The sequence below is a fragment of the Caballeronia sp. LZ028 genome (assembly GCF_031451415.1).
Classification (GTDB): domain Bacteria; phylum Pseudomonadota; class Gammaproteobacteria; order Burkholderiales; family Burkholderiaceae; genus Caballeronia; species Caballeronia zhejiangensis.
In genome coordinates this window covers 195,901-219,608 of sequence record NZ_JARUXN010000004.1, presented here as the reverse complement: position 1 = coordinate 219,608, position 23,708 = coordinate 195,901, and the positions used below count along the sequence as shown (strand labels likewise).

Annotated in this window: 23 protein-coding genes; 15 read left to right on the top strand and 8 right to left on the bottom strand. The window is 63.8% G+C overall.

The genetic code is table 11. The annotated features are described in order from the left end of the window. Window positions 1-147: 147 nt before the first annotated feature. The 3 genes from QCE58_RS23725 to QCE58_RS23715 all read right to left on the bottom strand — a co-directional run bounded on the left by QCE58_RS23725 (window position 148) and on the right by QCE58_RS23715 (window position 2,971). A complete protein-coding gene (locus QCE58_RS23725) occupies window positions 148-735 on the bottom strand; it encodes an aspartate kinase (protein WP_250440796.1) in 588 nt (195 codons plus the stop codon). A 68-nt stretch (window positions 736-803) separates the two neighbouring features. Continuing rightward, complete coding sequence (locus QCE58_RS23720) at window positions 804-1,934, bottom strand: hydantoinase/oxoprolinase family protein (protein ID WP_250521836.1); 1,131 nt, start codon at window positions 1,932-1,934, stop codon at window positions 804-806. Then, the gene (locus QCE58_RS23715) at window positions 1,931-2,971 is read right to left on the bottom strand and encodes an ATP-grasp domain-containing protein (RefSeq protein ID WP_250521837.1); all 1,041 of its coding nucleotides are present in this window, start codon (window positions 2,969-2,971) and stop codon (window positions 1,931-1,933) included. The genes QCE58_RS23720 and QCE58_RS23715 overlap by 4 nt, the downstream gene beginning before the upstream one ends. A gap of 13 nt (window positions 2,972-2,984) precedes the next feature. Here QCE58_RS23715 and QCE58_RS23710 point away from each other — a divergent pair, with 13 nt between their 5' ends. The 11 genes from QCE58_RS23710 (at window position 2,985) to QCE58_RS23660 (ending at window position 13,853) form a co-directional block, all read left to right on the top strand. Then, a complete protein-coding gene (locus QCE58_RS23710) occupies window positions 2,985-3,716 on the top strand; it encodes a HisA/HisF-related TIM barrel protein (protein ID WP_250521838.1) in 732 nt (243 codons plus the stop codon). Window positions 3,717-4,654: 938 nt separating this feature from the next. Then, window positions 4,655-5,917 (top strand): formylmethanofuran dehydrogenase, encoded by a 1,263-nt coding sequence (locus tag QCE58_RS23705; protein ID WP_250521839.1) that lies wholly within the window; start codon window positions 4,655-4,657, stop codon window positions 5,915-5,917. Beyond that, on the top strand, window positions 5,914-7,608 hold the full coding sequence (locus QCE58_RS23700) for a formylmethanofuran dehydrogenase subunit A (RefSeq protein ID WP_250521840.1): 1,695 nt from the start codon (window positions 5,914-5,916) through the stop codon (window positions 7,606-7,608). Before QCE58_RS23705 ends, QCE58_RS23700 begins: the two co-directional genes overlap by 4 nt. A gap of 3 nt (window positions 7,609-7,611) precedes the next feature. After that, entirely contained in the window at window positions 7,612-8,553 is a 942-nt protein-coding gene (gene fhcD, locus QCE58_RS23695) for a formylmethanofuran--tetrahydromethanopterin N-formyltransferase (RefSeq protein WP_309780454.1), read from the top strand. After that, the gene (locus QCE58_RS23690; protein WP_008354323.1) at window positions 8,550-9,371 is read left to right on the top strand and encodes a formylmethanofuran dehydrogenase subunit C; all 822 of its coding nucleotides are present in this window, start codon (window positions 8,550-8,552) and stop codon (window positions 9,369-9,371) included. Before fhcD ends, QCE58_RS23690 begins: the two co-directional genes overlap by 4 nt. Window positions 9,372-9,417: 46 nt before the next feature. Continuing rightward, window positions 9,418-9,990 (top strand): cytochrome b, encoded by a 573-nt coding sequence (locus tag QCE58_RS23685; protein ID WP_250440804.1) that lies wholly within the window; start codon window positions 9,418-9,420, stop codon window positions 9,988-9,990. After that, complete coding sequence (gene pqqB, locus QCE58_RS23680) at window positions 9,987-10,907, top strand: pyrroloquinoline quinone biosynthesis protein PqqB (RefSeq protein WP_250521842.1); 921 nt, start codon at window positions 9,987-9,989, stop codon at window positions 10,905-10,907. Before QCE58_RS23685 ends, pqqB begins: the two co-directional genes overlap by 4 nt. A gap of 22 nt (window positions 10,908-10,929) precedes the next feature. Continuing rightward, the gene (pqqC, locus tag QCE58_RS23675; protein WP_008354320.1) at window positions 10,930-11,676 is read left to right on the top strand and encodes a pyrroloquinoline-quinone synthase PqqC; all 747 of its coding nucleotides are present in this window, start codon (window positions 10,930-10,932) and stop codon (window positions 11,674-11,676) included. Further along, the gene (gene pqqD / locus QCE58_RS23670; RefSeq protein WP_008354319.1) at window positions 11,673-11,981 is read left to right on the top strand and encodes a pyrroloquinoline quinone biosynthesis peptide chaperone PqqD; all 309 of its coding nucleotides are present in this window, start codon (window positions 11,673-11,675) and stop codon (window positions 11,979-11,981) included. The genes pqqC and pqqD overlap by 4 nt, the downstream gene beginning before the upstream one ends. 4 nt (window positions 11,982-11,985) lie before the next feature. Next, window positions 11,986-13,182: a pyrroloquinoline quinone biosynthesis protein PqqE gene (gene pqqE, locus QCE58_RS23665; RefSeq protein WP_008354318.1), complete on the top strand. Its 1,197-nt coding sequence runs from the start codon at window positions 11,986-11,988 to the stop codon at window positions 13,180-13,182. Beyond that, on the top strand, window positions 13,179-13,853 hold the full coding sequence (locus QCE58_RS23660) for a response regulator transcription factor (RefSeq protein WP_008354316.1): 675 nt from the start codon (window positions 13,179-13,181) through the stop codon (window positions 13,851-13,853). The genes pqqE and QCE58_RS23660 overlap by 4 nt, the downstream gene beginning before the upstream one ends. On the opposite strand, the gene QCE58_RS23655 is transcribed toward QCE58_RS23660, so the two are convergent. Then, complete coding sequence (locus tag QCE58_RS23655) at window positions 13,799-14,803, bottom strand: ATP-binding protein (protein ID WP_051079096.1); 1,005 nt, start codon at window positions 14,801-14,803, stop codon at window positions 13,799-13,801. The genes QCE58_RS23660 and QCE58_RS23655 overlap by 55 nt on opposite strands. A gap of 176 nt (window positions 14,804-14,979) precedes the next feature. On the opposite strand from QCE58_RS23655, the gene QCE58_RS23650 reads away from it, so the two are divergent. Then, window positions 14,980-17,283, top strand: a complete 2,304-nt coding sequence (locus tag QCE58_RS23650) for a TonB-dependent receptor (RefSeq protein ID WP_033535974.1) — start codon at window positions 14,980-14,982, stop codon at window positions 17,281-17,283. Between the two features lie 236 nt (window positions 17,284-17,519). On the opposite strand, the gene QCE58_RS23645 is transcribed toward QCE58_RS23650, so the two are convergent. From QCE58_RS23645 to QCE58_RS23635, 3 genes are all read right to left on the bottom strand, one after another. Further along, the gene (locus QCE58_RS23645; RefSeq protein ID WP_250521843.1) at window positions 17,520-18,590 is read right to left on the bottom strand and encodes a beta-propeller fold lactonase family protein; all 1,071 of its coding nucleotides are present in this window, start codon (window positions 18,588-18,590) and stop codon (window positions 17,520-17,522) included. Window positions 18,591-18,762: 172 nt separating this feature from the next. Then, the gene (locus QCE58_RS23640; RefSeq protein ID WP_250436175.1) at window positions 18,763-19,290 is read right to left on the bottom strand and encodes a DUF3280 domain-containing protein; all 528 of its coding nucleotides are present in this window, start codon (window positions 19,288-19,290) and stop codon (window positions 18,763-18,765) included. Window positions 19,291-19,343: 53 nt separating this feature from the next. After that, on the bottom strand, window positions 19,344-21,539 hold the full coding sequence (locus tag QCE58_RS23635) for a SulP family inorganic anion transporter (RefSeq protein WP_250521863.1): 2,196 nt from the start codon (window positions 21,537-21,539) through the stop codon (window positions 19,344-19,346). Window positions 21,540-21,784: 245 nt separating this feature from the next. On the opposite strand from QCE58_RS23635, the gene QCE58_RS23630 reads away from it, so the two are divergent. The 3 genes from QCE58_RS23630 to QCE58_RS23620 all read left to right on the top strand — a co-directional run bounded on the left by QCE58_RS23630 (window position 21,785) and on the right by QCE58_RS23620 (window position 23,081). Continuing rightward, window positions 21,785-22,108 (top strand): hypothetical protein, encoded by a 324-nt coding sequence (locus QCE58_RS23630; protein ID WP_175982322.1) that lies wholly within the window; start codon window positions 21,785-21,787, stop codon window positions 22,106-22,108. A gap of 11 nt (window positions 22,109-22,119) precedes the next feature. Further along, window positions 22,120-22,491: a glyoxalase/bleomycin resistance/extradiol dioxygenase family protein gene (locus QCE58_RS23625; RefSeq protein ID WP_250436176.1), complete on the top strand. Its 372-nt coding sequence runs from the start codon at window positions 22,120-22,122 to the stop codon at window positions 22,489-22,491. Window positions 22,492-22,832: 341 nt separating this feature from the next. Next, on the top strand, window positions 22,833-23,081 hold the full coding sequence (locus tag QCE58_RS23620) for a hypothetical protein (RefSeq protein ID WP_008354307.1): 249 nt from the start codon (window positions 22,833-22,835) through the stop codon (window positions 23,079-23,081). Window positions 23,082-23,087: 6 nt separating this feature from the next. Here the strand turns inward: QCE58_RS23620 and QCE58_RS23615 are convergent, their stop codons facing one another. Continuing rightward, the gene (locus QCE58_RS23615) at window positions 23,088-23,681 is read right to left on the bottom strand and encodes a J domain-containing protein (RefSeq protein WP_250521844.1); all 594 of its coding nucleotides are present in this window, start codon (window positions 23,679-23,681) and stop codon (window positions 23,088-23,090) included. Window positions 23,682-23,708: the final 27 nt, after the last annotated feature.

The following is a 23,708-nucleotide window of genomic DNA, read 5'->3' as shown; positions in this document are numbered from 1 at the left end:
CTTTCTTTGCTTACTTTCTTTGCAGCAGCAAAGAAAGTGAGTGCCGCCCCGCACAGGGGCAGTGCTAATAGACCGACGCGAAAACGGGATCCGGCGAAATCAAAAAGCAAGACCAAAAGCAAAAGCAAAACCCAAAGCGAAGAAAATTCAAACCGCCACGTTGAGCAATCGATCCCGCATAACCCCCACATCGGACTTACTCAAAACCTCGACGACATAATTTGCATCCCGCACATAAGCCGCAAACCGCCGATCCAGAATGCCTTTAGAAGCCAGCGCCTCGAGCGGCGCATTCGCCTCGACCTCGCAAGACTTCACGATCATCAACCGCTCCGCATTAAGCGAAGTAGAAAGCCACGCGGCGAGCGAATCCGAAGTGGTCTCCCAGTTCGTCATGGAATCGGGCGTCGAGCGCATCAGATCGGTCGGAACCCAAACCGCCACACGCCCATCGCGCAACGCGCGCCGAATCCTATCCTCGTTCGACGCCAGCACGAGCTCCGGCACCACGCCCTGCATCAGAATCGCGTACTGCGCCATCGCGAGCAGACACATGTTGTGAGCCGCGAGATCGTCGAAATGCCACTCCTGCTGATACTGCCGCACCGCGTCCGCGAAATCGCCGCCGCCCGGCACGATCACGACGCGCCCGCCGCCCACTTCCCATAGCCGCGTCAACCACTCGCGCAGCGCCGGGTCGTGACTCAGGCTTCCCCCGATCTTCACCACCCACATATTCCTGTCCTCGTTCGATCAAGCCGGCGGGCCACGCACCCGCGTCCTTCGCTATGTTTCGCACGCTATCACGCAGCGCGCGCCGATGCATCGTTCGACAGATGCGCTTCGTTGCCTCCCGCGCCCTTCATCGCCATCGACGCCAGCAGCGCAACCGCCACGCTCGGCGCGCACGTCGATACCCATTCGGCACGCGTCGCATCGTCGCCGTCGATACCCGCGAGACGCGCGAAGTCGACATAGCTGCGCGCCTCCTGCCGCGCCAGCGCCGCCGCCAGAAAACGCCCGCAACCCGCGCCCACGATCGGCGCCGCCGCCAGCGCCGCATCCTGCGCAACGACGCGCGCCAGATTCGTCTCGAGCGCGCGCAATTGCTCGCGCCGCCAGCCCTGCGCGAAACGCCGCCACTCCGCATCGCTCGCATCGGCGGCGTCGCGGCCGATCATCCGCGCAATCCGGACGCGGCTCGCAGCCTGCGTCTTCGGCCCGTTGTCGGCGCTCGGATGCTGGTCGTGCTCGGGCCACAACTCGCCCGTCAGACGATAGACATCCGCGGTCGTCGCGAACCATTCGTTCATCACGCCGGCGTGCTCGCCGCGAAACGCGATGCGATGCGCGAGCCCGCACAACGGCGTTCGCACCACGCCCTGATACACGAGCTCACCGCTCACCAGCCGTTCGGCGTCGCTGGTGCCGCGCGCCACGACGCGTCTGCCGACGATCGGAATGATGTCCGTCGTCGTGCTGCCGATATCGACGAGCAGCGCATCCGGCAGGCACGCCGCGACCCATTGCGCGGTCGCGAGCCAGTTCGCCGATGCGACCTTGGGCCAGTGTTCCGCGCACGCCGAGCGCGCGAGCCAGCCCGCGTCGCCGGCGAAGAACATCGTGCGCGGCCCGAGCCTTTGCGCAAGCGCGCGCGTCAACGCACGCACGCCCTCGGCGCGGTCGGCGAAGAGATCGACCATTTCGCCCGTCATCGTGACGGCGTGGCGCGCGGCCGGATCGGCGGCGGCGGGCCAGCGCTCGAACATCGCGTCGATCGCGCGTTCCAGGTGCGCCATGCCCTGCCACAGCGGACACGCCCATTGCGCGACGTCGGCGAGCACGCCCGCGCGCGTCGCCATCGACACCTTGACGTGCGCGCCGCCCACGTCCCAGCCGAACACCGGCGCATCGTGCAATGTCGGTGCCGTCATGACGACGCTCCGGCGCACGCGCGCAGCAATCCGGCATCGCCGTCGAAGCCGGGCACGCGATGCGCCGCGAGCAGCTCCGCCGCGAGATTCCTGCCGCCGCGCCGGCTCAGTTCCGCATACGCGACCGTGAGACGCGGATTCACCTCGATCACGACCGGCCCGCGCTCGGGATGCCACACGACATCGATGCCGACGAAGCCGCGCAGCCCCGGAAACGCATCGGCGACGCGCAGCGCGAGCCGTTCGAGCGCGCGTCCTTGCGGCCCATGCCGGTCGATGCGGTCGACATCGACGCCATCGAACTGAACGATGCGCTCGCGCCGTTCCGATCCCGCCGCATCCGACAATCCGATGCGCTGCCGGTTGATGCTCACGAGCCGCGAGAGCCGGTCGCGGCAGATCAGCGAAAGGCTCAACGGCTCGCCGTCGACCCATTCCTGCAGCACGGGATTGCGGCCCGCTTCCGCGCGCGCGGCGTATTCGGCGCGCGCGGCGGCGAGGTCGTCGTAGACGTAGGTATCGAGGCCGCCCGCGCCGTCGTCGGGCTTGACGACCCAGCGCCGGCCGATTGCGGCGGCCGCGTTTTCCGGTTCGAGCGCGCGCGTCGCGGCGATGCTGCGCGCGGCGAGACACGCGGCCGTCGCGCTCTTGCTCGATGCCGCGCGGATCGCTTCCTTCGCGCAGCCGAGCCAGCGCGCCTGGCCGACGGCGTCGTAGAGCTTGAGCAGCAGTCCGTCGCACTCGGGCGCGACGATGCAGGCATAGTCATGCTCGCGCGCCACGCGGGCCACGAAGCGGATGAGCGATTCGCCCGGATGCGCGCGCACGTGGCCGCTGGCGCCGTCGAGTTGCTCGAAGCGCGAGCTTGCGACGGTCACGTCGATGCCGGGCAGCGCGCGCAGATCGGCGGCGATGGCGTCGCGCATCACGCGGCCTTCGACGATGAGCGCGGAGAGATCGGCGAGGCTGCCTGCGCCTGCCGCGTCCGGATCGATGCCGCCGCCGGTGAGATACTCGAATACAAAGATCTTGGTCAAAGGAAAGCCATCCATGCAGGTGATACCCGTTCTCGATCTGCTCGACGGCCACGCGGTGCGCGCGGTGCGCGGCGAGCGTTCGCGCTATCGGCCGATCCAGTCCTCGTTGTGCGCGACGAGCGATCCTGTTGCGATCGCCCGCGCGCTCGTCGCCGCGACCGGCGCGCGCACGTTGTACGTCGCCGATCTGGGCGCGATCCTTTCGCGCGGCGCGCACGATGCCGCGCTCGCCGCGATTTGCGATGCCCTCGGCGACGGCCTGCGCATCTGGCTCGACGCGGGCTTTACCGCGTTTCTGCCGATGCGCGCTTTCGTCGAACGCGTCTTGCGGCTGACGCGTTCAGCGGCGCCTGCCGCGATCCTGCCTGTGTTCGGCACCGAAACGCTCGTCGATGTCGGCGCGATCGCCGAGGCATCGGCTTGCGGCTTCGAGCCGATACTTTCGCTCGACTATCGCGGCGGGCGCGCGCTCGGGGCGACGCATGGCGAGAGCGGATGGTGGCCGTCGCGCGTGATCGTGATGACGCTCGATCATGTGGGCGCGTATGGCGGGCCCGATCTCGACACGTTCGCTGACGTGCGGGCGCTTGCCGGGGCGCGGGAGGTGATCGGCGCGGGTGGAATCCGCCATGCCGATGATCTCGCGCTCGCCGAGCGCAGCGGCGCTTCTGCCTGGCTCGTCGCTTCCGCTATTCACGATGGCTCCTTATCTCAGGGCGATGTGCATCGCGGGGCTTCTTTCTGACTTCCTTGGCATCGAACTCAATTTTTATGCCAACGGCTTTCGGGGCGCGTTTTAGGTGTAATCGTTTGGGAAGCAGGTGTTGCATATGGTGATTCATGGGTGACAGTGTGTTGCAATGCGGAGCAGTTTTTTTTCGCCTTTCCCGGCGGGGGTTTCGCTGGATCCCGGTTTCGCGTGGGTCTATTAGCGTTGCCCCTGTGCGGGCGGTAGTCACTTTCCTTCCAGTAGTCGCCGGATCCCGGTCTCGCGTCGGTCTATTAGCGTTGCCCCTGTGCGGGGCGGCACTCACTTTCTTTGCTGCTGCAAAGAAAGTAAGCAAAGAAAGCAGCTCTTCAGGCCCGCGGTCACACGCAATTTGGGTAGTCCTCTCGTCACAGGCGGCACTCGCCTAAAGAGTGCCCTCAAACACCTAATCGGGCTTGGATCGCGCACGGTCTGCCGCCCGAATACGTTGAGCGCGCTGGTTCAGCACGAAATGGCTTCGGCACAGCGCTACGCGCTGCCGCTGGGTCTGCAAGGGAAACCATCGGTTTGCGCGCGCAGTGCGATAAAGATGTTAGTAGCGAAGCACGCGCCGACCCGATAGACCGGTCGGCCGCGAAGCGGGCTGGAGCTATTTGGTGCTGAGCCAGTTTGTATGTGGTGCGATGAGACGGACCGTGCGCGAGCCAAGCCCGGTTGGGCCTATGAGGGCACTCGTTAGGCAGCCCACGAACGACGAGAGGACTACCCAAATTGCGTGTGACCGCGGGCGTATCAGTAGCTGCTTTCTTTGCTTACTTTCTTTGCAGCAGCAAAGAAAGTGAGTGCCGCCCCGCACAGGGGCAGTGCTAATAGACCGACACGAATACGGGATCCGGCGAAATCAAAAAGCGATAAGCAAAAGCGAAAAGCGAAAAGCAACAAAACCGGCATAGACCTTGCTCAAAAGGTCGACCATGCCCGATACCTCCACCACGCCGAGCGCCCCGTCCGCGGCCTCAAAACCTTGGACCTGTCCGTTCTGCCCTTTACTATGCGACGACATCACGCTCGCACCCACCGCCGATCACCGCCTCGCAGCGCCGCACACCGCCTGCCCGCGTCTGGACGCCTCCCTTGCCCGCTTCGGTCCGAACGATGCAAGCCAGAAGCCCCAAATCGACGGGCAAGTCACCGACGAAAAGTCGGCGCTCTCGCGAGCCGCCGCGATCCTGTCGAACGCACATCGGCCGCTATTCGGCGGTCTCGCGACCGACGTGTCCGGCGCACGCGCGCTCTATGAACTCGCCGCGCAGTGCGGCGCGATCCTCGATCACCTCCACGGCGACACGCTCGCCGACAGCAATCGCGCACTGCAAGATCGCGGCTCGTTCTTCACGACGCTCTCCGAAGTCCGCTCGCGCGCCGATCTCATCGTCGTGTTCGCGTGCGAGCCGTCGCGACGCTATCCGCGCTTCTTCGAGCGCATCGCAAGCGAGGGCCGCGAGACAAAGGTTGTATTCATCGGATGTGACATCGATAAAGCCGCCAACGCCCAAGCCGAATCGATCCTCGCGAACGCCGATCCCTTCGACACACTCGCGCTGTGGTCCGCGCTCGTCGAAGGCGGCCGTCCGATTCCAACGCCCGAACTCGTCGCGCTGACCGAACGCATCAACGCCGCGAAGTACACGGCGGTGATCTACGAGCCATCGGCGCTGCCGACGCAACACGCCGCGCTCGCGATCGAAACGCTGCAACGCATCGTCAAGGCGATCAATCGCACCGCGCGCGCCGGCACGCTCGCCCTCACCGGCGACGACGGCGCCGCGTCCGTCAATCAGGCGATCACATGGCTGTCGGGCTTTCCGCTGCGCACGCGCGTCGCATACGGCTTGCCGCTCGATCACGACGCGCATCGCTATCGCTCGGAAACGCTGCTGCAGCGCGGCGAAATCGACGCGCTCCTGTGGGTGTCCAGCTTCGCGCCCGAGCCGCTGCCCGCATCGCTCGATGCGAACGTGCCCGCGATCATCCTCGCGCATTCATCGACGGCCGTCCCCGCGCGCCACGCGCCGACCGTGTTCATCCCCGTCGCGACGCCGGGCATCGACAGCGGCGGGCATCTGTTTCGCGTCGATACATCGGTGGTCGCGCCGCTCGCCGCCGCGCGCGATTACGCCTTGCCGACGGTCGCATCGATCGCATCGCAACTCGCGCAGGCAAGGAGGCCCGCATGAGCGTCACGCGCCTCAAAGGCGGCACGCTTTACGATCCGGCGAATGGCGTCGATGGCGAGAAGCGCGACATCCATATGCGCGATGGCCGCATCGTCGCCGATGCCGCGAACGAAAGCATCGACCGCGATTACGATGCGAGCGGCATGATCGTGATGGCGGGCGGCATCGATCTGCATTCGCACATCGGCGGCGGAAAGACGAATCTGTCGCGGCTGCTTCTGCCCGAAGATCATCGCGACGATCCGCGTGCCGTGCCCGATCGTCCGAACGAAGGCCGATACATGCGTCTGCCATCGTGCGGCGTGTGTGCGCCCGGCACGCTTGCCACCGGTTATCGCTATGCGGAAATGGGCTACACGGCCGCGTTCGAGCCGGCGATGATCGCGTCGAACGCGCGCCACGCGCATCTGGAAATGGGCGACACGCCGATCATCGATCACGGCGCCTACGTGATGATGGGCAACGACGAGCTCTTCCTGCAGATGCTCGCTGCGAAGGAAGACTTCGAACGTCTGCGCGATTACGTCGGCTGGACCATCGATTCGAGCAAGGCGCTCGGCGTGAAGGTCGTGAATCCGGGCGGCATATCGGCGTTCAAGTTCAATCAGCGTTCGCTGGATGTCGATGAAAAGCACGCGCATTACGGCATCACGCCGCGCGATGTGTTGAGCACGCTCACGCGCGCGCTCACCGAGCTACGCGTGCCGCATCCGCTGCATGTTCACGCAAGCAATCTCGGCGTGCCGGGCAACATCGAATCGACGATCAGAACGATGGACACCGCCGATGGCCTGCCCATTCATCTGACGCATATCCAGTTCCATAGCTACGGCATGGAAGGCCCTCGCAAGTTTTCATCGGGCGCGCGCGCGATCGCCGATGCAGTGAACGCGCGGCCCAACGTGACGATCGATGTCGGCCAGATCATCTTCGGTCAGACCGTCACCGCATCCGGCGACACGATGATGCAGTTCAAGAACGCGCCGATGGCCCGACCGCGCAAATGGGTGCTCGGCGATATCGAATGCGATGCGGGCTGCGGCATCGTGCCGTTCAAGTACCGCGAACAGAGCTTCGTGAATGCGCTCCAATGGATCATCGGGCTCGAGATCTTTTTGCTCGTCGACGATCCGTGGCGGGTGTCGATGACCACCGATCATCCGAACGGCGCGCCGTTCACGAGCTATCCGCATCTGATCCGCTTGCTGATGGACAAGTCCTTTCGCGACGAACAACTCGACAAGCTGCACGCCGATGCGAAAACCGCGAGCGCGTTGAGCGAAATCACGCGCGAATTGTCGCTCTACGACATTGCGATCATCACGCGCGCCGGTCCCGCGAAACTGCTCGGCCTCACGGATCGCGGGCATCTCGGCGCAGGCGCGGCGGCGGACATTGCCGTGTATCGCGACGATGACGATCGCGAGCGCATGTTCACATCGCCTGCTTACGTGTTCAAGGACGGCGAGCTGATCGCGCGCGACGGCACGCTGCTCGCGACGCCCACCGGCGGCATCCATTACGTGCGCCCCGACTACGACCGCGCGATCGAAAAGCGCGTGCGCGAATTCACGCAGGCAAACCTCGCGACGCGCTTCGAGAACATCGCGATCGGCGACGATGAAATCTGCGCATGCTGCAACGGCGGGCGGCTGTTGCCCGTCGCATGCTTCGCTTCGAACGGGAGTTGACGCATGCGTATCAACGACACGCAGATCGACAACACCTTCGCCGAAGCCTTCCCGATGAAAGCGACGCGCCTCGTCATCACCGCGCATTCGTCGACGTGGGCCCGTCACGCGGCCAATTCGCTGACAGGCTTCGCGACGTCCGTCATCGATTGCGGCTGCGAGGCCGGCATCGAACGCGATCTGTCCGGCGATGAAACGCCCGATGGCAGGCCCGGCATCGCGGTGCTGATCTTCGCGATATCGTCGAAGGAACTCGCCAAGCAGATCGCGCGGCGCGTCGGCCAATGCGTGCTGACGTGCCCGACGACCGCCGTCTATGGCGGCATCGATCCCGCCAACACACGCGCGCCGCTCTCCGACAACGCGCCGCTCGGCGCGGGCCTGCGCTTCTTCGGCGACGGCTATCAAATATCGAAAGTGCTCGACGGCACACGCTATTGGCGCGTGCCCGTGATGGACGGCGAGTTCGTCTGCGAGGAATTCACCGCGACGGTGAAAGCGGTCGGCGGCGGCAATCTGCTGTTTCTCGCGCGCGACATCGACAGCGCGCTCAATGCGGCCGAATCCGCCGTCGCCGCGATGCATCGGCTGCCGAACGTCATCACGCCGTTTCCGGGCGGCGTCGTGCGCTCGGGATCGAAGATCGGATCGAAGTATGCGGGCGCGACGGCGTCCACGAACGATGCGTTCTGCCCGACGCTCGTCGGCTTGTCGAAGAAGAGCGAGCTGACGCCGGACATCGCGTGCGTGCTCGAAATCGTCATCGACGGCTTGACCGATGCCGATGTCGGCGCGGCGATGACCGCGGGTATCGCGGCGGCGACGAAGATCGGGCGCGCCGGCGGCGTGCTGCGCATTTCGGCGGGCAACTACGGCGGCAAGCTCGGGCCGTACCATTTCAAGCTGCATGAACTGTCGAAGGATATCGACGGGAGCCGCGCATGAACGCCATCACGTTGCGCGTAAAAAATGCGCCGGGCTTTCGCGTCGACGGGTCGAAATTACTGCCCGCGACGCTGGCGGAGATATCGGCGACAGAACTGCCGCGCATCACGCTGCAAGGCGCGGGCGAAACGTGCGCGCTCGGCGATCTTTTCGACATCGCGCAGGAACCAAGCGATGCGCCCGCACTCACGATAGAAGGCGATGCGCCGTGGCTCGACCGCATCGGCGCGAACATGACCGAAGGCACGCTCGCGGTGCACGGCGCTGCAGGCGATTACGCGGGCATGAAGATGTCCGGCGGCGAGTTGAACATACGAGGCGATGCGGGCGCATTCGCCGCGTGCGAGATGCAAGGCGGACGACTGTCGATTCACGGCAACGCCGGCGAGTTCGCCGCAAGTGCGCTGCCCGGCGACATGGAAGGCATGACAGGCGGCACGCTCGCGATTCACGGCAGCGCAGGCGCGCGCCTCGCGGATCGCATGCGGCGCGGCACCGTGCTGGTCGCGGGCGATGCGGGCGATTTCGCCGCGTCGCGGCTCGTCGCGGGCTCGGTCTGCATCGGCGGGAAAGTGGGCGCACACTTGGGCTACGGCATGCGGCGCGGCACGGTGTTGCTGGCAAATGCGCCATCCCGCATTCCGCCGACGTTCACCGAAGGCGGGCGCGGCTTCGACGTCTTCTGGCTGCTGTTCACGCGCATGCTCGCGCGCGAGATCGCACCCTTTTCGCAGTTCGCTGGCAAGATATTGCCGCGACGCTACGCGGGCGATCTCGCCGTCGATGGACGGGGGGAATTGCTGATCGCCAATTCGTAGCAAGGAGATGAACAATGGACCGTTGGCACTTCCGGGGAGACACGCCATGAGCACCGCGCGGACATCAGCAACGTCGCGCGACGGCCGTATCGATGTCGCAAGCGAGCGTTACGCAGGCCCGATGATCGCTTTGCACTGGATAATTGCGATCGCAATCATCGCGATGCTGTGCATAGGCTTCTATATGGTCGGCCTGCCGCGCGGGTTGCCGTTCAAGTCGGACCTCATCAACTTCCACAAGTCGCTCGGAATCACCGTTTTCCTGCTGGTGCTGCTCCGCATCCTGGCACGTCTGGCTTATCGCCGGCCGCCTTTGCCGCCGATGCGAACGTGGCAACGCGCCGCCGCGAGCATTACGCAGGCTCTTTTATACGTTGGCATGGTGGCGATGCCGCTCACCGGTTATCTCGGCTCGTCGTTCAACAAGTTCGGCACGAAGTTCTGGGGCATCGCGCTGCCGCAATGGGGCTGGGACGACAAATCCATGCGGCAGATCTTCTTCGGCATTCACGAGTATCTGGCGTGGATCATGGCCGCGCTCGTCATCGTGCATTTTCTCGGCGCGATGAAGCATCAGTTGATCGATCGCGACGGTCTCTTGCGGAGGATGCTGCCTTGAAGATTCGCGTGCTCGGTTCATCGGCGGGTGGCGGCTTTCCGCAATGGAACTGCAACTGCCGCAATTGCGATGGCGTGCGGCGCGGCTCCGTTCTGGCGCGTGCGCGCACTCAGTCGTCCATTGCTGTTACCGATAACGGCGAGGACTGGCTGGTCGTCAACGCATCGCCGGACATTCTTGCGCAGATCGCCGCAAACCCGGAATTGCAGCCCGCGCGCCGCGTGCGCGACACCGGCATCGCTGCCGTCATCACGATGGATGCGCAGATCGATCATGTCACCGGTCTGCTGATGCTGCGCGAGCGCGGCACGCCCTTGCCGCTCTATACGACGGACGCCGTGTGGCAGGACCTCTCGACGGGCTTTCCCATCACGTCGATTCTTTCGCATTACTGTGGCGTCGAGCACAGGCGCATCGCGCTCGATGGCGCATCGTTGTCCGTGCCTGAGCTGCCGCGCGTGGGCATCGACGCATTGCCTCTGTCGAGCAAGGCGCCGCCGTATTCGCCGCATCGCGATGCGCCGGAAACAGGCGACAACATTGGCCTTATCTTCACGAATCGCGCTTCGGGCAAGCGCGCATTCTATGCGCCGGGGCTCGGCGCGCTGGAGCCGCATGTGCTCGATGCGATGCGCGAAGCAGACTTGCTGCTCGTCGATGGCACCGTCTGGACCGACGATGAAATGATTCGCCTCGGCCTCACGAAGAAGACCGGCAAGGATATGGGCCATCTCGCGCAAACCGGCGCGGGCGGCATGATCGACATGCTCGATTCGATCGATCGCGCGGGCGTGCGCAAGGTGCTGATCCACATCAACAACACGAACCCGATCCTCATCGAGGATGGACCTGAAAGGCGCATGTTGTCGGAGCACGGCATCGAGGTCGCGCACGACGGCATGACTTTCGAGCTGTGACATTCGCACTGGAGACCGTTAGATGTTCGACCCGATGCTCAACCCGACCACAGGCCCGATCTTCACGAAAGTGACAGACGAAGGCCCCGCGTGGACGCGCGACGAATTCGAAGCGCAGTTGCGCGCGAAGGGCACGGCGTATCACATTCATCATCCGTTCAACGTGAAGATGAACAGCGGCGGCTGCTCGAAGGAACAGATACGCGGCTGGGTCGCGAACCGCTTCTATTATCAGATCAACATTCCGCTGAAGGATGCGGCGGTGATGTCGAATTGCCCCGATCGCGACACGCGCCGCCGCTGGGTGCTGCGCATTCTCGATCACGATGGCTACGACGATCAGCCCGGCGGCATCGAGGCATGGGCGCGTCTTGGCGATGCGGTCGGCCTCTCGCGCGACGATCTATGGTCGCTCAAGCTGGTGACGCCGGGCGTGCGCTTCGCCGTCGATGCCTACGTGAACTTCGCACGGCGTGCGCCGTGGCAGGAGTCGGTGTGTTCATCGCTTACGGAGATGTTCGCGCCGCAGATTCACAAGGACCGGCTCGCGACATGGCCCGAGCATTACAAGTGGATCGAGCCCGAAGGGCTTTCGTATTTCCGCTCGCGCGTGTCGCTTGCGCAGCGCGATGTCGAGCACGGTCTCGAAGTGACGCTCGCGCATTTCACGACGCGTCAGGAACAGCAACGCGCGCTCGATATCCTGCAGTTCAAGCTCGATATTCTCTGGACCATGCTCGATTCCATCGAAAAGGCTTTTCCGCAATGAGCGATACGAACCCGACTCAACGCAAGCAGGAAGCCGTCGAAGCGCCGGACGATTCGTTGCATCCGAAACTAAAACGCCTCTTCCGGCTGCAATGGGAACCTGCGCAGAACGCGCATGTGCTGCTTTATCCGGAAGGCATGGTGAAGCTCAATCAGAGCGCATCGGAGATTCTTCTGCGATGCGACGGCACGCGCGATATCCCCGCGCTCGTCGCCGATCTGGAGCAGGCGTTCAATGCGACCGGCCTCGGCGACGACGTGCGCGCGTTCATCGCCGGCGCGCGTGCGCGAGGCTGGCTGGAGTAGCGTCATGACCGACTTGTCCGAACCGATTGCGAAGCCCGAGCACGAAGACGCAACCGTCGCGCCGCCGCTCTGGCTGCTTGCCGAGCTCACGTATCGCTGTCCGCTGCATTGCGTGTTCTGCTACAACCCGGTGAATTACGCCGATCACACGCGCGAGCTGGACACCGATCAATGGATCGACGTATTGCGTCAGGCACGCGCGCTGGGCGCCGCGCAACTCGGCTTCTCCGGCGGCGAGCCGCTCTTGCGCGACGATCTCGAAACGCTCGTCGGCGAAGCGCGGAAGCTCGGCTTTTATACGAACCTCATCACATCGGGCATCGGTCTGACGGAGAAGCGCATCAGTGCGTTGCAGGACGCCGGGCTCGATCACATACAGCTTTCGTTTCAGGACTCGTCGCAGGAATTGAACGACTTCCTTTCCAGCACGAAGACCTTCGACTACAAGAAGCGCGTCGCGAATCTCATCAAGGCGCATGGCTTTCCGATGGTGCTCAATTGCGTGCTTCACCGCTATAACCTGCCGCATATCGGACGCATCATCGACATGGCGCTCGCGATGGGCGCGGAGTATCTCGAACTCGCGAACACGCAGTATTACGGCTGGGCGCACAAGAATCGCGCGCAACTCATGCCGACCAAAGAGCAGCTCGACGAAGCCGAAGCGGTGGTCGAACGCTATCGCGGCGAGATCGGCGACCGGTGCAAGATCTTCTTCGTCGTGCCGGATTACTACGAGCGCAGACCGAAGCGCTGCATGAACGGCTGGGGCTCGGTGTTTCTCGGCATCGCGCCCGATGGCGCCGCGCTGCCGTGTCATACCGCGCGGTCATTGCCGGGCCTCACGTTTCCGAACGTCACCGATATGTCGATCAAGGACATCTGGTACGAGAGCGATGCGTTCAACCGGTTTCGCGGCTTCGGCTGGATGAAGGAGCCGTGCCGCAGTTGCGACGAGAAGGCCATCGACATGGGCGGCTGCCGCTGTCAGGCGTATCTGCTGACGCAGGACCCCGCGAATGCCGATCCGGTTTGCGACAAGTCCCCGCATCACGAGCGCGTGATCGAAGTCGTGCGCGCTGCATCGGCACGGCAGGAACCGCAAGAGCAACCCATCGTCTTTCGCAACGATGCGAACTCGAAGCGCATCGCGGCCGAGGCCTCCGGTAGTGGTTCAAAAGAAGGAGAAGACAAGCCATGACTGCCGATATCTCCGTGCTGCTGGTGGACGATCACGCCGTCGTGCGTGAAGGCTACAAGCGTCTGCTCGAACTGAGTCCCGATGTGAACGTCGCGGGCGAAGCGGCGGATGCAGCCGAGGCTTATCAGAAGTTTTGCGCGCTGCAGCCGGATGTCGTCGTGATGGATCTCGCGTTGCCGGGCGCAAGCGGCATCGAGGCGATGCGGCGCATGCTGGCGCGCGAGCCGCACGCGCATGTGCTCATTTTCAGCGTGCATGAAGAAGCGATCTTCGTGCGACGCGCGCTGGATGCGGGCGCGCGCGGTTATGTGACGAAGGCGAGCGCGCCCGATGTGCTCGTCGAAGCGGTGCGTTCGGTTGCGCGGCGCGTTTCGTATCTGAGTCCCGATGTGTCGCAAGCGCTTGCATTGCGCGCGAGCATTCAGGAAGGACGGCAGTTATCCGCGCGCGAATTCGAGGTGCTGAGATTGCTCGTGCAGGGTTATACGCTGCCGAGCATCGCGGAGAAGTTAGGCTTGAGCCAGAAGACGGTTGCGAATCATCAATCGGTGATCCGCCAAAAATTCGGCGCGGATAACGGCGTGCAGTTGGCACAGATCGCGAACCGCCTGGGGCTTCACTTCGTCGATTTCGCTTCGTCGGCGGTCGCAGGCAACGGCAGCCCCGCCTGAGCCGGCACGCGCGCGCAAAACAGAAAACCCGCGCCCGGCTCGCTCACGATCTGAAACTCGCCGCCGAGCGCTTCGACGCGCTCGCGCATGCCGATCAAACCGAGTCCCGTGCGCGGCTTCGCGAGATCGACGCCCGGGCCGTCATCGGCCATCGTCACGACAATTTCTTCCGGCGCGCGCGCCAGATAAATCTCCACGCGTGAAGTCCGTGCGAACTTCGATACGTTCGTCAGCCCTTCCTGCACGAGCCGATACAGCGTGATGTTGAGCGCATCGCTCAAATTGTCGAAATCGCCGTCGACAGCGAGCGTGAACGTCACATCGGGCAAGCGCTCGCGCCAGCCATCGACGCAATGTTCGAGCGCCGTCGGCAAGCCGAATTCATCGAGGCCGATGGGACGCAGCTTGCGAATCATCCCGCCGATCTCGCGATACACATGCGTCGCGCTTTGCATCAGCGCAAGCGACAGCCGATGAATCTCCGCCTCGCGCGTAGCCGACAAATCGCGGATACGCCCCGCATCGAGCGATATCGCGTTGAGGTATTGCCCGAGCTCGTCGTGCAACTCGCGCGCGAGATGACGCCGCTCGGTCTCCTGCGCGGCGAGCGCCTGATTCGCAAGGCGACGATTCTCCGCAAGCAGATGCTCGGCCTCTTCTTCGAGCGCGCGCCGTCTGCGCACTTCCGATTGCGCCTCGCGATAACGCCGCCACGCGAACCACGCGAAACCGATCGCGAGCACGACGAGCGTCGGCGGCAATTCATCGACTTGAAAGCGTTCGGCGCTGCGCGTCAGCCGATACGCGTACTCGCTGAAATCGAAACGCGCAAAGAGCGCGGCCGCGATCAGCGTCGCCGCGAGCACGCAAGCAAGGTCGCGCCACACCGGCGAGTGCGGCGCGCGGCGGTCGGCGTCTTTCGCGAAAGAGGGCAAGGATTCGGTCGGCATCGTGGAATGCATTCTACGCACGGCGTCATCGCGCCGTGCGGTGGGTGGAACGCAATTGGGAACGCTTCCCTGCGCGATCGGGAAAAGCTCCCGGTCCACGCGCGCTGTCTTATGCGACGCTTTCATCGAAAGAAACACGCTCGGCGCGTGAATCGAAATATAAAGAGGAGACGATGATGAAGAGCATGCCGCGCCTGCGCGCGCCCGCGCATCCGTTCAAACCCCGAGCGGGGCTGCGGCTCGTCTTCGGCGGCGCGTTCGCGAGCATCACTGTGGCCGCATGGGCGCAGACGCCGCCAGCCGATACGACGCCGACAACCGAACTGCCTTCGATCATCGTCGTCGGGACCACGCCGCTCGTCGGCGTCGGCACGCCGCTGGAGAAAGTGCCCGCGAACGTGCAAACGATCAAGGGCAGCGAGATCCAGGCGCAGCATTCGCCGACCGTCACGAACTATCTGGAGAAGAACGTCGCGAGCGTCGATACCAACGACGCGCAAGGCAATCCGTGGCAGACCGACATCAACTATCGCGGCTTCACTGCGTCGCCGCTGCTCGGCACGCCGCAGGGCTTGTCGGTGTTCATGGACGGCGTACGCATCAACGAGCCGTTCGGCGATGTCGTCAACTGGGATCTGATTCCGCAGGCCGCGATCCAGACGATGCAGATCATCCCCGGGTCGAATCCGACGTTCGGCCTGAACACGCTCGGCGGCGCGGTCGCGGTAACGACGAAGAACGGGCGCAGCAATCCGGGCGGCAACGTCGATGTCGGCTTCGGTTCGTTCGGACGCAAGTATGCGCAGATCGAGCAAGGCGGCGCGATCGGCGATCATCTCGACTATTACTTCACCGCGAACGTCACGAACGACAACGGCTGGGCCGATCACAACGCGAGCAAGCTGCGCCAGGCGTTCGGCAAGATCCGCTATACCGACGCCGACACGACGGTCTCCGTTTCGATGGGCGGCGCGGACAACACGCTGAACGGCTCGCAGACGATTCCGCGCTCGTTCATGGACAACTTCCGTCAGGCGTACACGTTTCCCGACACGAACGAGAATCAGGTCGGCTATCTGACGATCAACGCCGAGCACTACATCACGCCGAACGTGCAGTTGAGCGGCAACGCGTACTATCGCCACTATCGCAACAAGAACGTGAGTTCGAACGTCAACGACGATTTCGATCCGGACGGCGACGATGCCGACGAACTCACGCAAGCCTTCAACGACCAGTCGGTGATCGTGACGGACAGCTACGGCGCGAGCCTGCAACTCACCTTGCTCAACAGGCTCTTCGATCACGACAATCAATTGATCGTCGGCGCGGCGGGCGACTTCGCCAATTCGCATTTCACGCAGGCCGAGCAGCCGGCCGCATTCGAAGACAACCGCGCGACGATCGCCACGGGTCCGTTCGCACCGACGACCGACGCGAAGACGCACAACTCGAATCTCGGCATCTACTTCGAGAATACGTTCTCGTTCAACGAACAATGGTCGATGACGCTCGCCGGACGCTACAACTGGGCGAAGGCGACCATCGGCGACGAGAGCGGCGTGCAGCCGCTGCTCGACGGGAATCACACGTTCTCGCGCTTCAACCCGGCCGTGGGCTTCAACTGGAATCCGACGCCGAACTTCACCGCCTACGCGACGTACAACGAAGGCATGCGCTCGCCGACCGCAATCGAACTCGCGTGCGCGGACCCCGCCGCGCCGTGCTCGTTGCCCAATGACTTCATCGCGGACCCGGATCTTAAGCCGGTGATTTCGAAGACGTTCGAAGTCGGCGCGCGCGGGCGTCTCGGCAGTCATACGCAGTGGAGCGCCGCGGTCTACAGCACGACGCTCGACGACGACATCCAGTTCGTCAGCGCGCAAGGCGCGGGCAGCACGCTCGGCTATTTTCAGAACGTCGGCAAGACGCGACGGCAAGGTTTCGAACTCGCGGGCCGCACGCAATGGGGACCGGTGGGCATCGCGGCGAGTTATAGCTATGTGAACGCGACGTATCGATCGACGTGGACGGAAAGCAGCGCGAGCAATTCGAGCGCGGACGCCGATGGCAACATCACCGTGCATTCGGGCGACCGCATTCCGGGCATTCCGGCGAATACGGTGAAGATGCGCATCGACTACAACCCGTTTGCGCACTGGAACATCGGCACGAATCTCACGTATCGCAGCAATATCTTCGCGCGTGGCGACGAAAACAATCAGGACGTCAACGGCAGCGTCGCGGGCTATTTCCTGATCGATCTCGACACGACCTACAACGTGACCAAACAGTTGCAGGTCTATGCGACCGTGAAGAACCTGCTCAACAAGCGCTATGCGAACTTCGCGATTCTCGGCGAGAACTTCTTCGACGGGCCGAATCACACGTTCAACAACGGCGCGACGGTGAACGAGCAGTTTCTCGGCGTCGGTGCGCCGCGTGGCGTGTGGGTGGGGATGCGGTATGCGTGGAAGTGATATGACGTGATAGCGCGGCTCAATCCCGATACGACTTCCACGGAATGCCGCGCGCGTTGATGCCTTCCCAAAGCGCAGCCTGACAGCGAAGCCTGTCTTCCTCGCTGCGCGGATGCGTCCTGTCCCTCGCGCGCATTCGTCGTGATCGACGTTGCAATATGCGCAATGCCACGGCGCACAAATGGAAGTGGCCGCGCAATGCGGCCATTTCACACTCGGCAACGCCTCCTTGCCGCTCAACGCCCGACGATCGACCCCGCGCTCGGCGGATAAGTGACGATGCCCCACGCCAGCGGCAGATCGCCGATCTGCTTGACTTCCTTGTAGTCCGATCCGTCGAGCACGTACACCGCGTTCGAACGTCCGCAGGCCAGCAGCAGCTTCGAGCCGTCGGGCGTGAAGCTGAAGTGCCAGCAACGCTGACCGACAGGCACATCCTTCCTATGCTCGTAGGTCGAGCCGTCGAACACCTGCAAGGTCTTGTCGCGCGATGCCGCGATCAGCAAGCGCTTGCCGGAAGGATCGAACGAAACGCCATACGGGCCCGTCTTCGTATCGACGGTCTTCATGGTCTTCAGGCTTTTGCCATCGAGCACGACGAACTTGTTCGCGTTCTCCAGCGTGACGACATACTGCTTGCCATCCGGCGACACCTTGATGCCGCGCGGACGCGAACCCTTGTCGAGGTTCACCGTGCGGACCGGCTTGCCCGTCCCGACGCGATACACCGACACCGTATCGTCACCCTCGTTCGTCACGAGGATCAGCTTGCCGTCCGGCGAGAACTCGACGCCTTCGGTCTCGTGCCCGCTCTTGACCGTATGCGTGATCTTCATGGTCTTCAGATCGACGATGGCGATCTCGGCGGGCGGCGAATTCGCGTCGTCGTCGTCCTTCTCCGGCTGGCCCGGTTTCGGCGGGCCGCCGCTTTCACCCGGCTCGTACGTCACATACGCATAGCCGCCGAACACGCGCACGAACTCGGGATTCTTGCCGATCTTCGCGCGCCGCGTGACCTTGCCCGTCGACGTATCGATCTCCGAGAGATCGCTCGTCGCCTTGTTCGCCACGTAAAGACGCGTGCCTTCCTTGTTGAGCGACAGCCCGCGCGGGCCGTCCTTGCCGACATCCCAGGTCGTCGCGAGCGCGAGCGTGTCGAGATCGATCACGCCGACGCCGGCGTTTTCGGTCGTCACGTAGGCGGTCGGCGCGGCGGCATGGGCGACGTTCGCCGCCAATGCAAACGCAAGCGATGTCGCGATCGCCGACGCGCAGGCGATGCGCGCCGCCTTGAATCTGACTTGCATGGTCGTCTCCAGCGGTTTCGATACCGATTGTTCGAGTTCGTGAGCGCACGCGCGCAGCACGGCACGGCGCGCGTGCCGGCAGCCTCAACTTAGCCCAATCGGCGCGGCCGAGGCAACGGCATCGGCCGGGAGAAATTCCCGAATTCCGCTGGACTTTTCGCGTGGCGCCAATCTAGCGCGTCGCGGATGGATCGCTTGCAAGGAGATCGACGAGCGCCTTCGCGCCGCGCTTCCACGACAGGTCGGTGTTGCCGCGTATGTCGACGGAGCGTTGAAAGAGCATCGCGCCGCTGTTCGCGTCTTCGACGCGCAGGTTCATGTTGAGGATGAGATTGCTGATCTTCTGCACCCAGCACACGCCGACGCGCGATGTACCGAGTTCCTTCGCCACACGCAGTTCGCAGCCGTTGCACGCGTTCATGTCCTGCGTGCTTTTCAGCGTCGCGATGAGATCGCTGGCCTTCGCATTGTCGGCGACGCGAAAGAGCGCGCGCTCGCGCAAGTCGTCGCGAAACGCGCCGCTCACCATCGCGAGGCGCGCGCTCTGAATGCGGTCGATTTCGGCGTCGTTGTAGGCGGCGTTATCGTCGATGAGGGTGCAGTCGAGCATCGCGATCGATTGCGGCGCGCTCTGGGCAAGCGCGTTCGTCATGACGATGGCGAGCGCAAGCGCGCGCATCGCGCGGACAGTGTGTGTCATGTTGAAGGCCCCGGCGTTGTGCTTCCCGGCAAAAGCAGATCGCATGCCTGTCATCACGACGCCGCGCGCAACGCTTCATCGGCGATGGCGAGCCGCGACGCCATCATCTTCACGACGAAGCGATGCCACTCCTGCGCGGTCAATGGATCGTCCCGCTCGATCTCGCGCAGCGCCGCGAGCGTGAGACGGCGCAGGCGCGCCGGTTCGTCGGCGACGACATCCGCGCTGCGTGGCGCATGCGTGTACACGGCCATCTCGCCGATGATCGTGCCCGGACCGAACGAGCGCAGCCGCACCGAACGGCCATCGGCGAGCGGCAGCGACACGGTCACGCGCCCTTCTTCGACGATGTAAAGCGCATCGCCCGCATCGCCTCGACGAAAGAGCGCCTCGCCCGCGCCGATATCGCATACGTCTAGGAACGCGGCCAGTCCCTGCAGCGCGCGCTCGCTGAAATGCGGCGCGAGCATCGCGCGGAAATCCCCGGCCGGCGCGCGCTGTTCGAGCGTGCGCGTCGTCGTGGCGAGCTGCTGCGCTTCGATCCATTCGAGGCCGGCGTCGAGCGTGTCGAACTCGTGGATGCCGAGCGAAAGCGCGCCCGTGCGCCCTAGCAGCGCGCGCGAGTTGCGCGGCAGAGCGGTCAGCACGAGATCCGCGCCGATCGCCGCGCACGCCTGACGCAGCTTCACGAATGCGAGCGACACGGACGCGTCCATGCCGTTGGTCCACGCGAAATCGAGCACGACATAGCGCACCGGACGCGGACCATGCGAGCGAATGCGCTCGCGGATGCGCTGCAACATCGAATTCGCCGAGCCGAAGAAAAGGAACCCTTGCAGGCAGACGCCGCAGATCTGATCGCCGCGATCGATCAGCAAGCGCGTTTCCTCGATGCTGCGCTCGACATTCGATGTGCGCGTGCGGCCGTCGAACTCCATGCGAACGCATCCCGCTCGACCATAGAGCAGCGCGAAGGTCACGCACGCCGCGACCACGCCCGCGACGACGCCCGCGATCACGCCATAGAACGCGATCACCGCGAGGATCAGCGGCACGAGCAGATACTCGTGCCACGTCAGCTTGCGATATGCGCCGACGAGCCAGTCCATCATCAGACGCAAGCCCATGTAGATCTGCATGCCGACGAGCACGGGCACCGGAAAGAGCGACACGAGATCGGGCGATGCGATCAGCAGGAAGAGGCACGCGAGCGCGGCGAACACGCCCGCCGCGCGGCTCGTCGCGCCGGCGCGCGCGTTGAGCATCGAGCGGTTATACGACTGATAGCCGACCATGCCGCCGAAAAGACCGCTCGCGATATTCGCGAGACCGGCCGCGCGCATCTCGCGATTGAGGTCGATGTCCTGGCCGGTGGCCGCGCCTATCGCCGTCGAATTCATGATGATCGTGATCGCCGACACCGACGTGACGATGAGCGTCTCGGGCAAGTGCGCGACGATCGCGTGCCAGTCGATCTCGCCGCGCGCGAGCGACGACGGCAGATGCAACTCGGGAATGTGCAGCGCATGCGCCGGCACATGCTGAAGCAGGAGGCCCATGTCGCGCGCATCGTCGGGCGAGATGCCGGCGACGCGCAACAGCACGTAGAAGAGCGCGATGCCGATAGCGAGCGTGATCGGCAATGCGGCCGCGTGACGCCAGGTGCGCGCGAGAATCGTCGCGAGCGCGCCGACGAAAAGCGCGGGCGCCCATGCAAGCCAGTGCAGTTGCGCGAGCTTAGGCAACGTGTGCCAGTCGAGCGTGACGCCAGTCAGCACGCGAAACGCGCCCGCGATCAGAAGATAGCCGGTGCCCGCGAGAAACCCGCCCATCACCGGATAGGGAAGGAATTGCAGCGAACGGCTGCGTTTCGATGAACCGATCGCGAAGAGAATGAGGCCCGTCACGAGCGAGCACAGCGCGATGGCGACGAGCACCGTCAGCAGGATGACCGTGGGCGTGCCGCCGTTCGCGCGCACGCTGCTCGCGACGCCCGCCGCGACGCCGACGAGAAACGCCGTCGCGTTGCTGTCCGGCCCGCCTATGTTCATACGCATCGAGCTCGTCACCGCGATGACGAACGCGGTCACGATGCAGCTCACGAGCGCGGTGGGCACGCCGAGTTCGGCATAGCGCGCGAGATCGGCGCTGAAGATGAGCGTGCCGAGGCTCATCGCGTAGCACAGCATCATCAGCGTGGACACGGTGCCCGCGGTGATGTCGCCGACGAGCGCGGTCATGCGCGGCATCGCGCGGGCAAGGACAGTACGATGTGTCGTGGCTGGCTTCACCGCGCCTCCCGGATCGGGACAACGGCAGACGTATCCGCTTCAAGCAAGTGCGCCGGAAAGTATCCGCCGCGCGCGAAGACGCTGTCAATTTCCCGCGCCACACATACGCATTTCTTCTGACGCGAATGCGCTTCGCGGTGGCTTCATCGCGCCAACAGGAGTAACGTTGAATCGCGAGCGAACACTACACCAAGGAGGCGGTCATGCCTGACGATCCCGCTCAATGGCACGTTTTCGACTACGAAGGTTTCGAGATCCACGTGCAGCCGCAACTGAAGCCCACGCCCGAACATGCGCCGCCGAGCACGATGGAGCGCTACGTGTATGTCGGATATGTGTGCAGGCCCGGCGCGAACGCGAACACGCCGGGCGAAGCGGTGCACTTCCATGCCGACGGCGACGACGCCTACACGCGCGCGCAGGACGCGGTGGACGATGCGCGGCATATCGGCAAGAGCATCGTCGATGGCACGCATCCGGATCTTTCGGTGCTGCCGCTCGTGTCGCATCAGCATCATCCGGGATGACGAACGACAGCATGGAAGAATCAAGCGACGAGGCACGCGTCGAAAGCCTGAGCGCGATCACGCTCGCGACGAACGACATGCCGCGCGCCGTGCGCTTCTATGAGGCGCTCGGTTTTCGCATCGTCCACGGCGGCGCGAACGAGGCCTTTACTTCGTTCGCGCTCGGCAGTTCGTTTCTCAATCTGACCAGCGAGACGCACGACCCGATTCGTTTCTGGGGCCGCGTCATCATCCATGTGTCCGATGTGGACGCGTTCTATCGGAAAGCAGTGGCACACGGCCTCGAGCCGCAATTCGCGCCACGCGATGCGCCCTGGAACGAGCGCTATTTCCATCTCACCGATCCGGACGGCCACGAACTCAGCTTCGCGCGCCCGCTCTGATTCGCACGACTCAGGCACGACGTTCGCTTTGAAACCAGTGACGGGTAACGTACGAATCGGCCATTTCATATGACCGATCGCGCACATACCCTAGCATCGCGTTGCAAGACGATGAGTTCAACAGCGCTACGCATCTTTCATCAACGAGCACGGCGAAAGACGCGTTCAAGCTCGCTGTTGCTATTTCGCCAAAACGGGCACGGCTCAGGATTTGAAGCGTAGAGTTCAAGTGCTTTGTCAAGAATGTGATGCGTCGCGGCAGGGGTTTCACTGATAGGGCTTCAATCATCGGCGTGTTCGGCCGTTATCCCTAACATGAAAGCCGCGTGCTGGAGACTGAAATGAAATGCGCGAACGAGCAGTCCCTTCGTTATCAGGTAGAAAAATGGCTCGCGCCGGGCAGCATGCCGGTGCATGTGAGGCAGTTCAGCCGCACGCGTGCCGACAGGCGGCGCTATGTATGCGTCGAGGCGTTGCACGGCGCGGTGTCGCGAGCGCTGTTCTTCTTCCGCCACGATGACGGGCACTGGTGCGTGTATCCGCCCGCACCGAAGCAAAGCAACATGCGCGGCGAAAGACTCGCGGCCTGAGGCGGTTCAGAAACGCAGGCTGTTGAGGAACTGGAACCACATCGCGCCGAGCGGATTCGACGCGTCGGTAGCCGCCGGTTTCTTCTCTTCTTTCTTCGCCGCGACCGGTTCTTCTTCGCGCTCTTTCTCTTTCGATTCTTCCCTCTCCTGACGCGATTCGTGCAGCGCGATCGCGCTGTCCGCGATCTGACGCGCGGTCGACTCGTCGCATTGCGCGCCGAGCAGCACGCCGAACACGACGTCACGATTATGGCCTCTCGATGCAAAGCGCATCGCGAGCGATACGCGCTGCGCATAGAGCGCCTCGCGGGCTTCACGCTCCTTCGTTTCGCGCGCTTCGCGTTCGGCTTCTTCCTGCCGCACGCGCTCTTCCCAGCGGCGCATCTCTTCCTTGTAGATGCGGTCGTAGACCTCGCGTTGCGCGGGGTCGGAGAGAATCGCGTAGGCTTCCTTGATCTCGAGGAACTTCGCGCGGGCGACGTCTTCGTTGCCCACGTTGCGATCCGGGTGGCAACGCATCGCGGCCTTGCGATACGCGCGTTTGATTTCTTCTTCGGTGGCGTGCTCGTCCACGCCGAGCGTTTCGTATAACGTTGCCATCTTGCGTTCGGTGGATGCGGGTCGTCG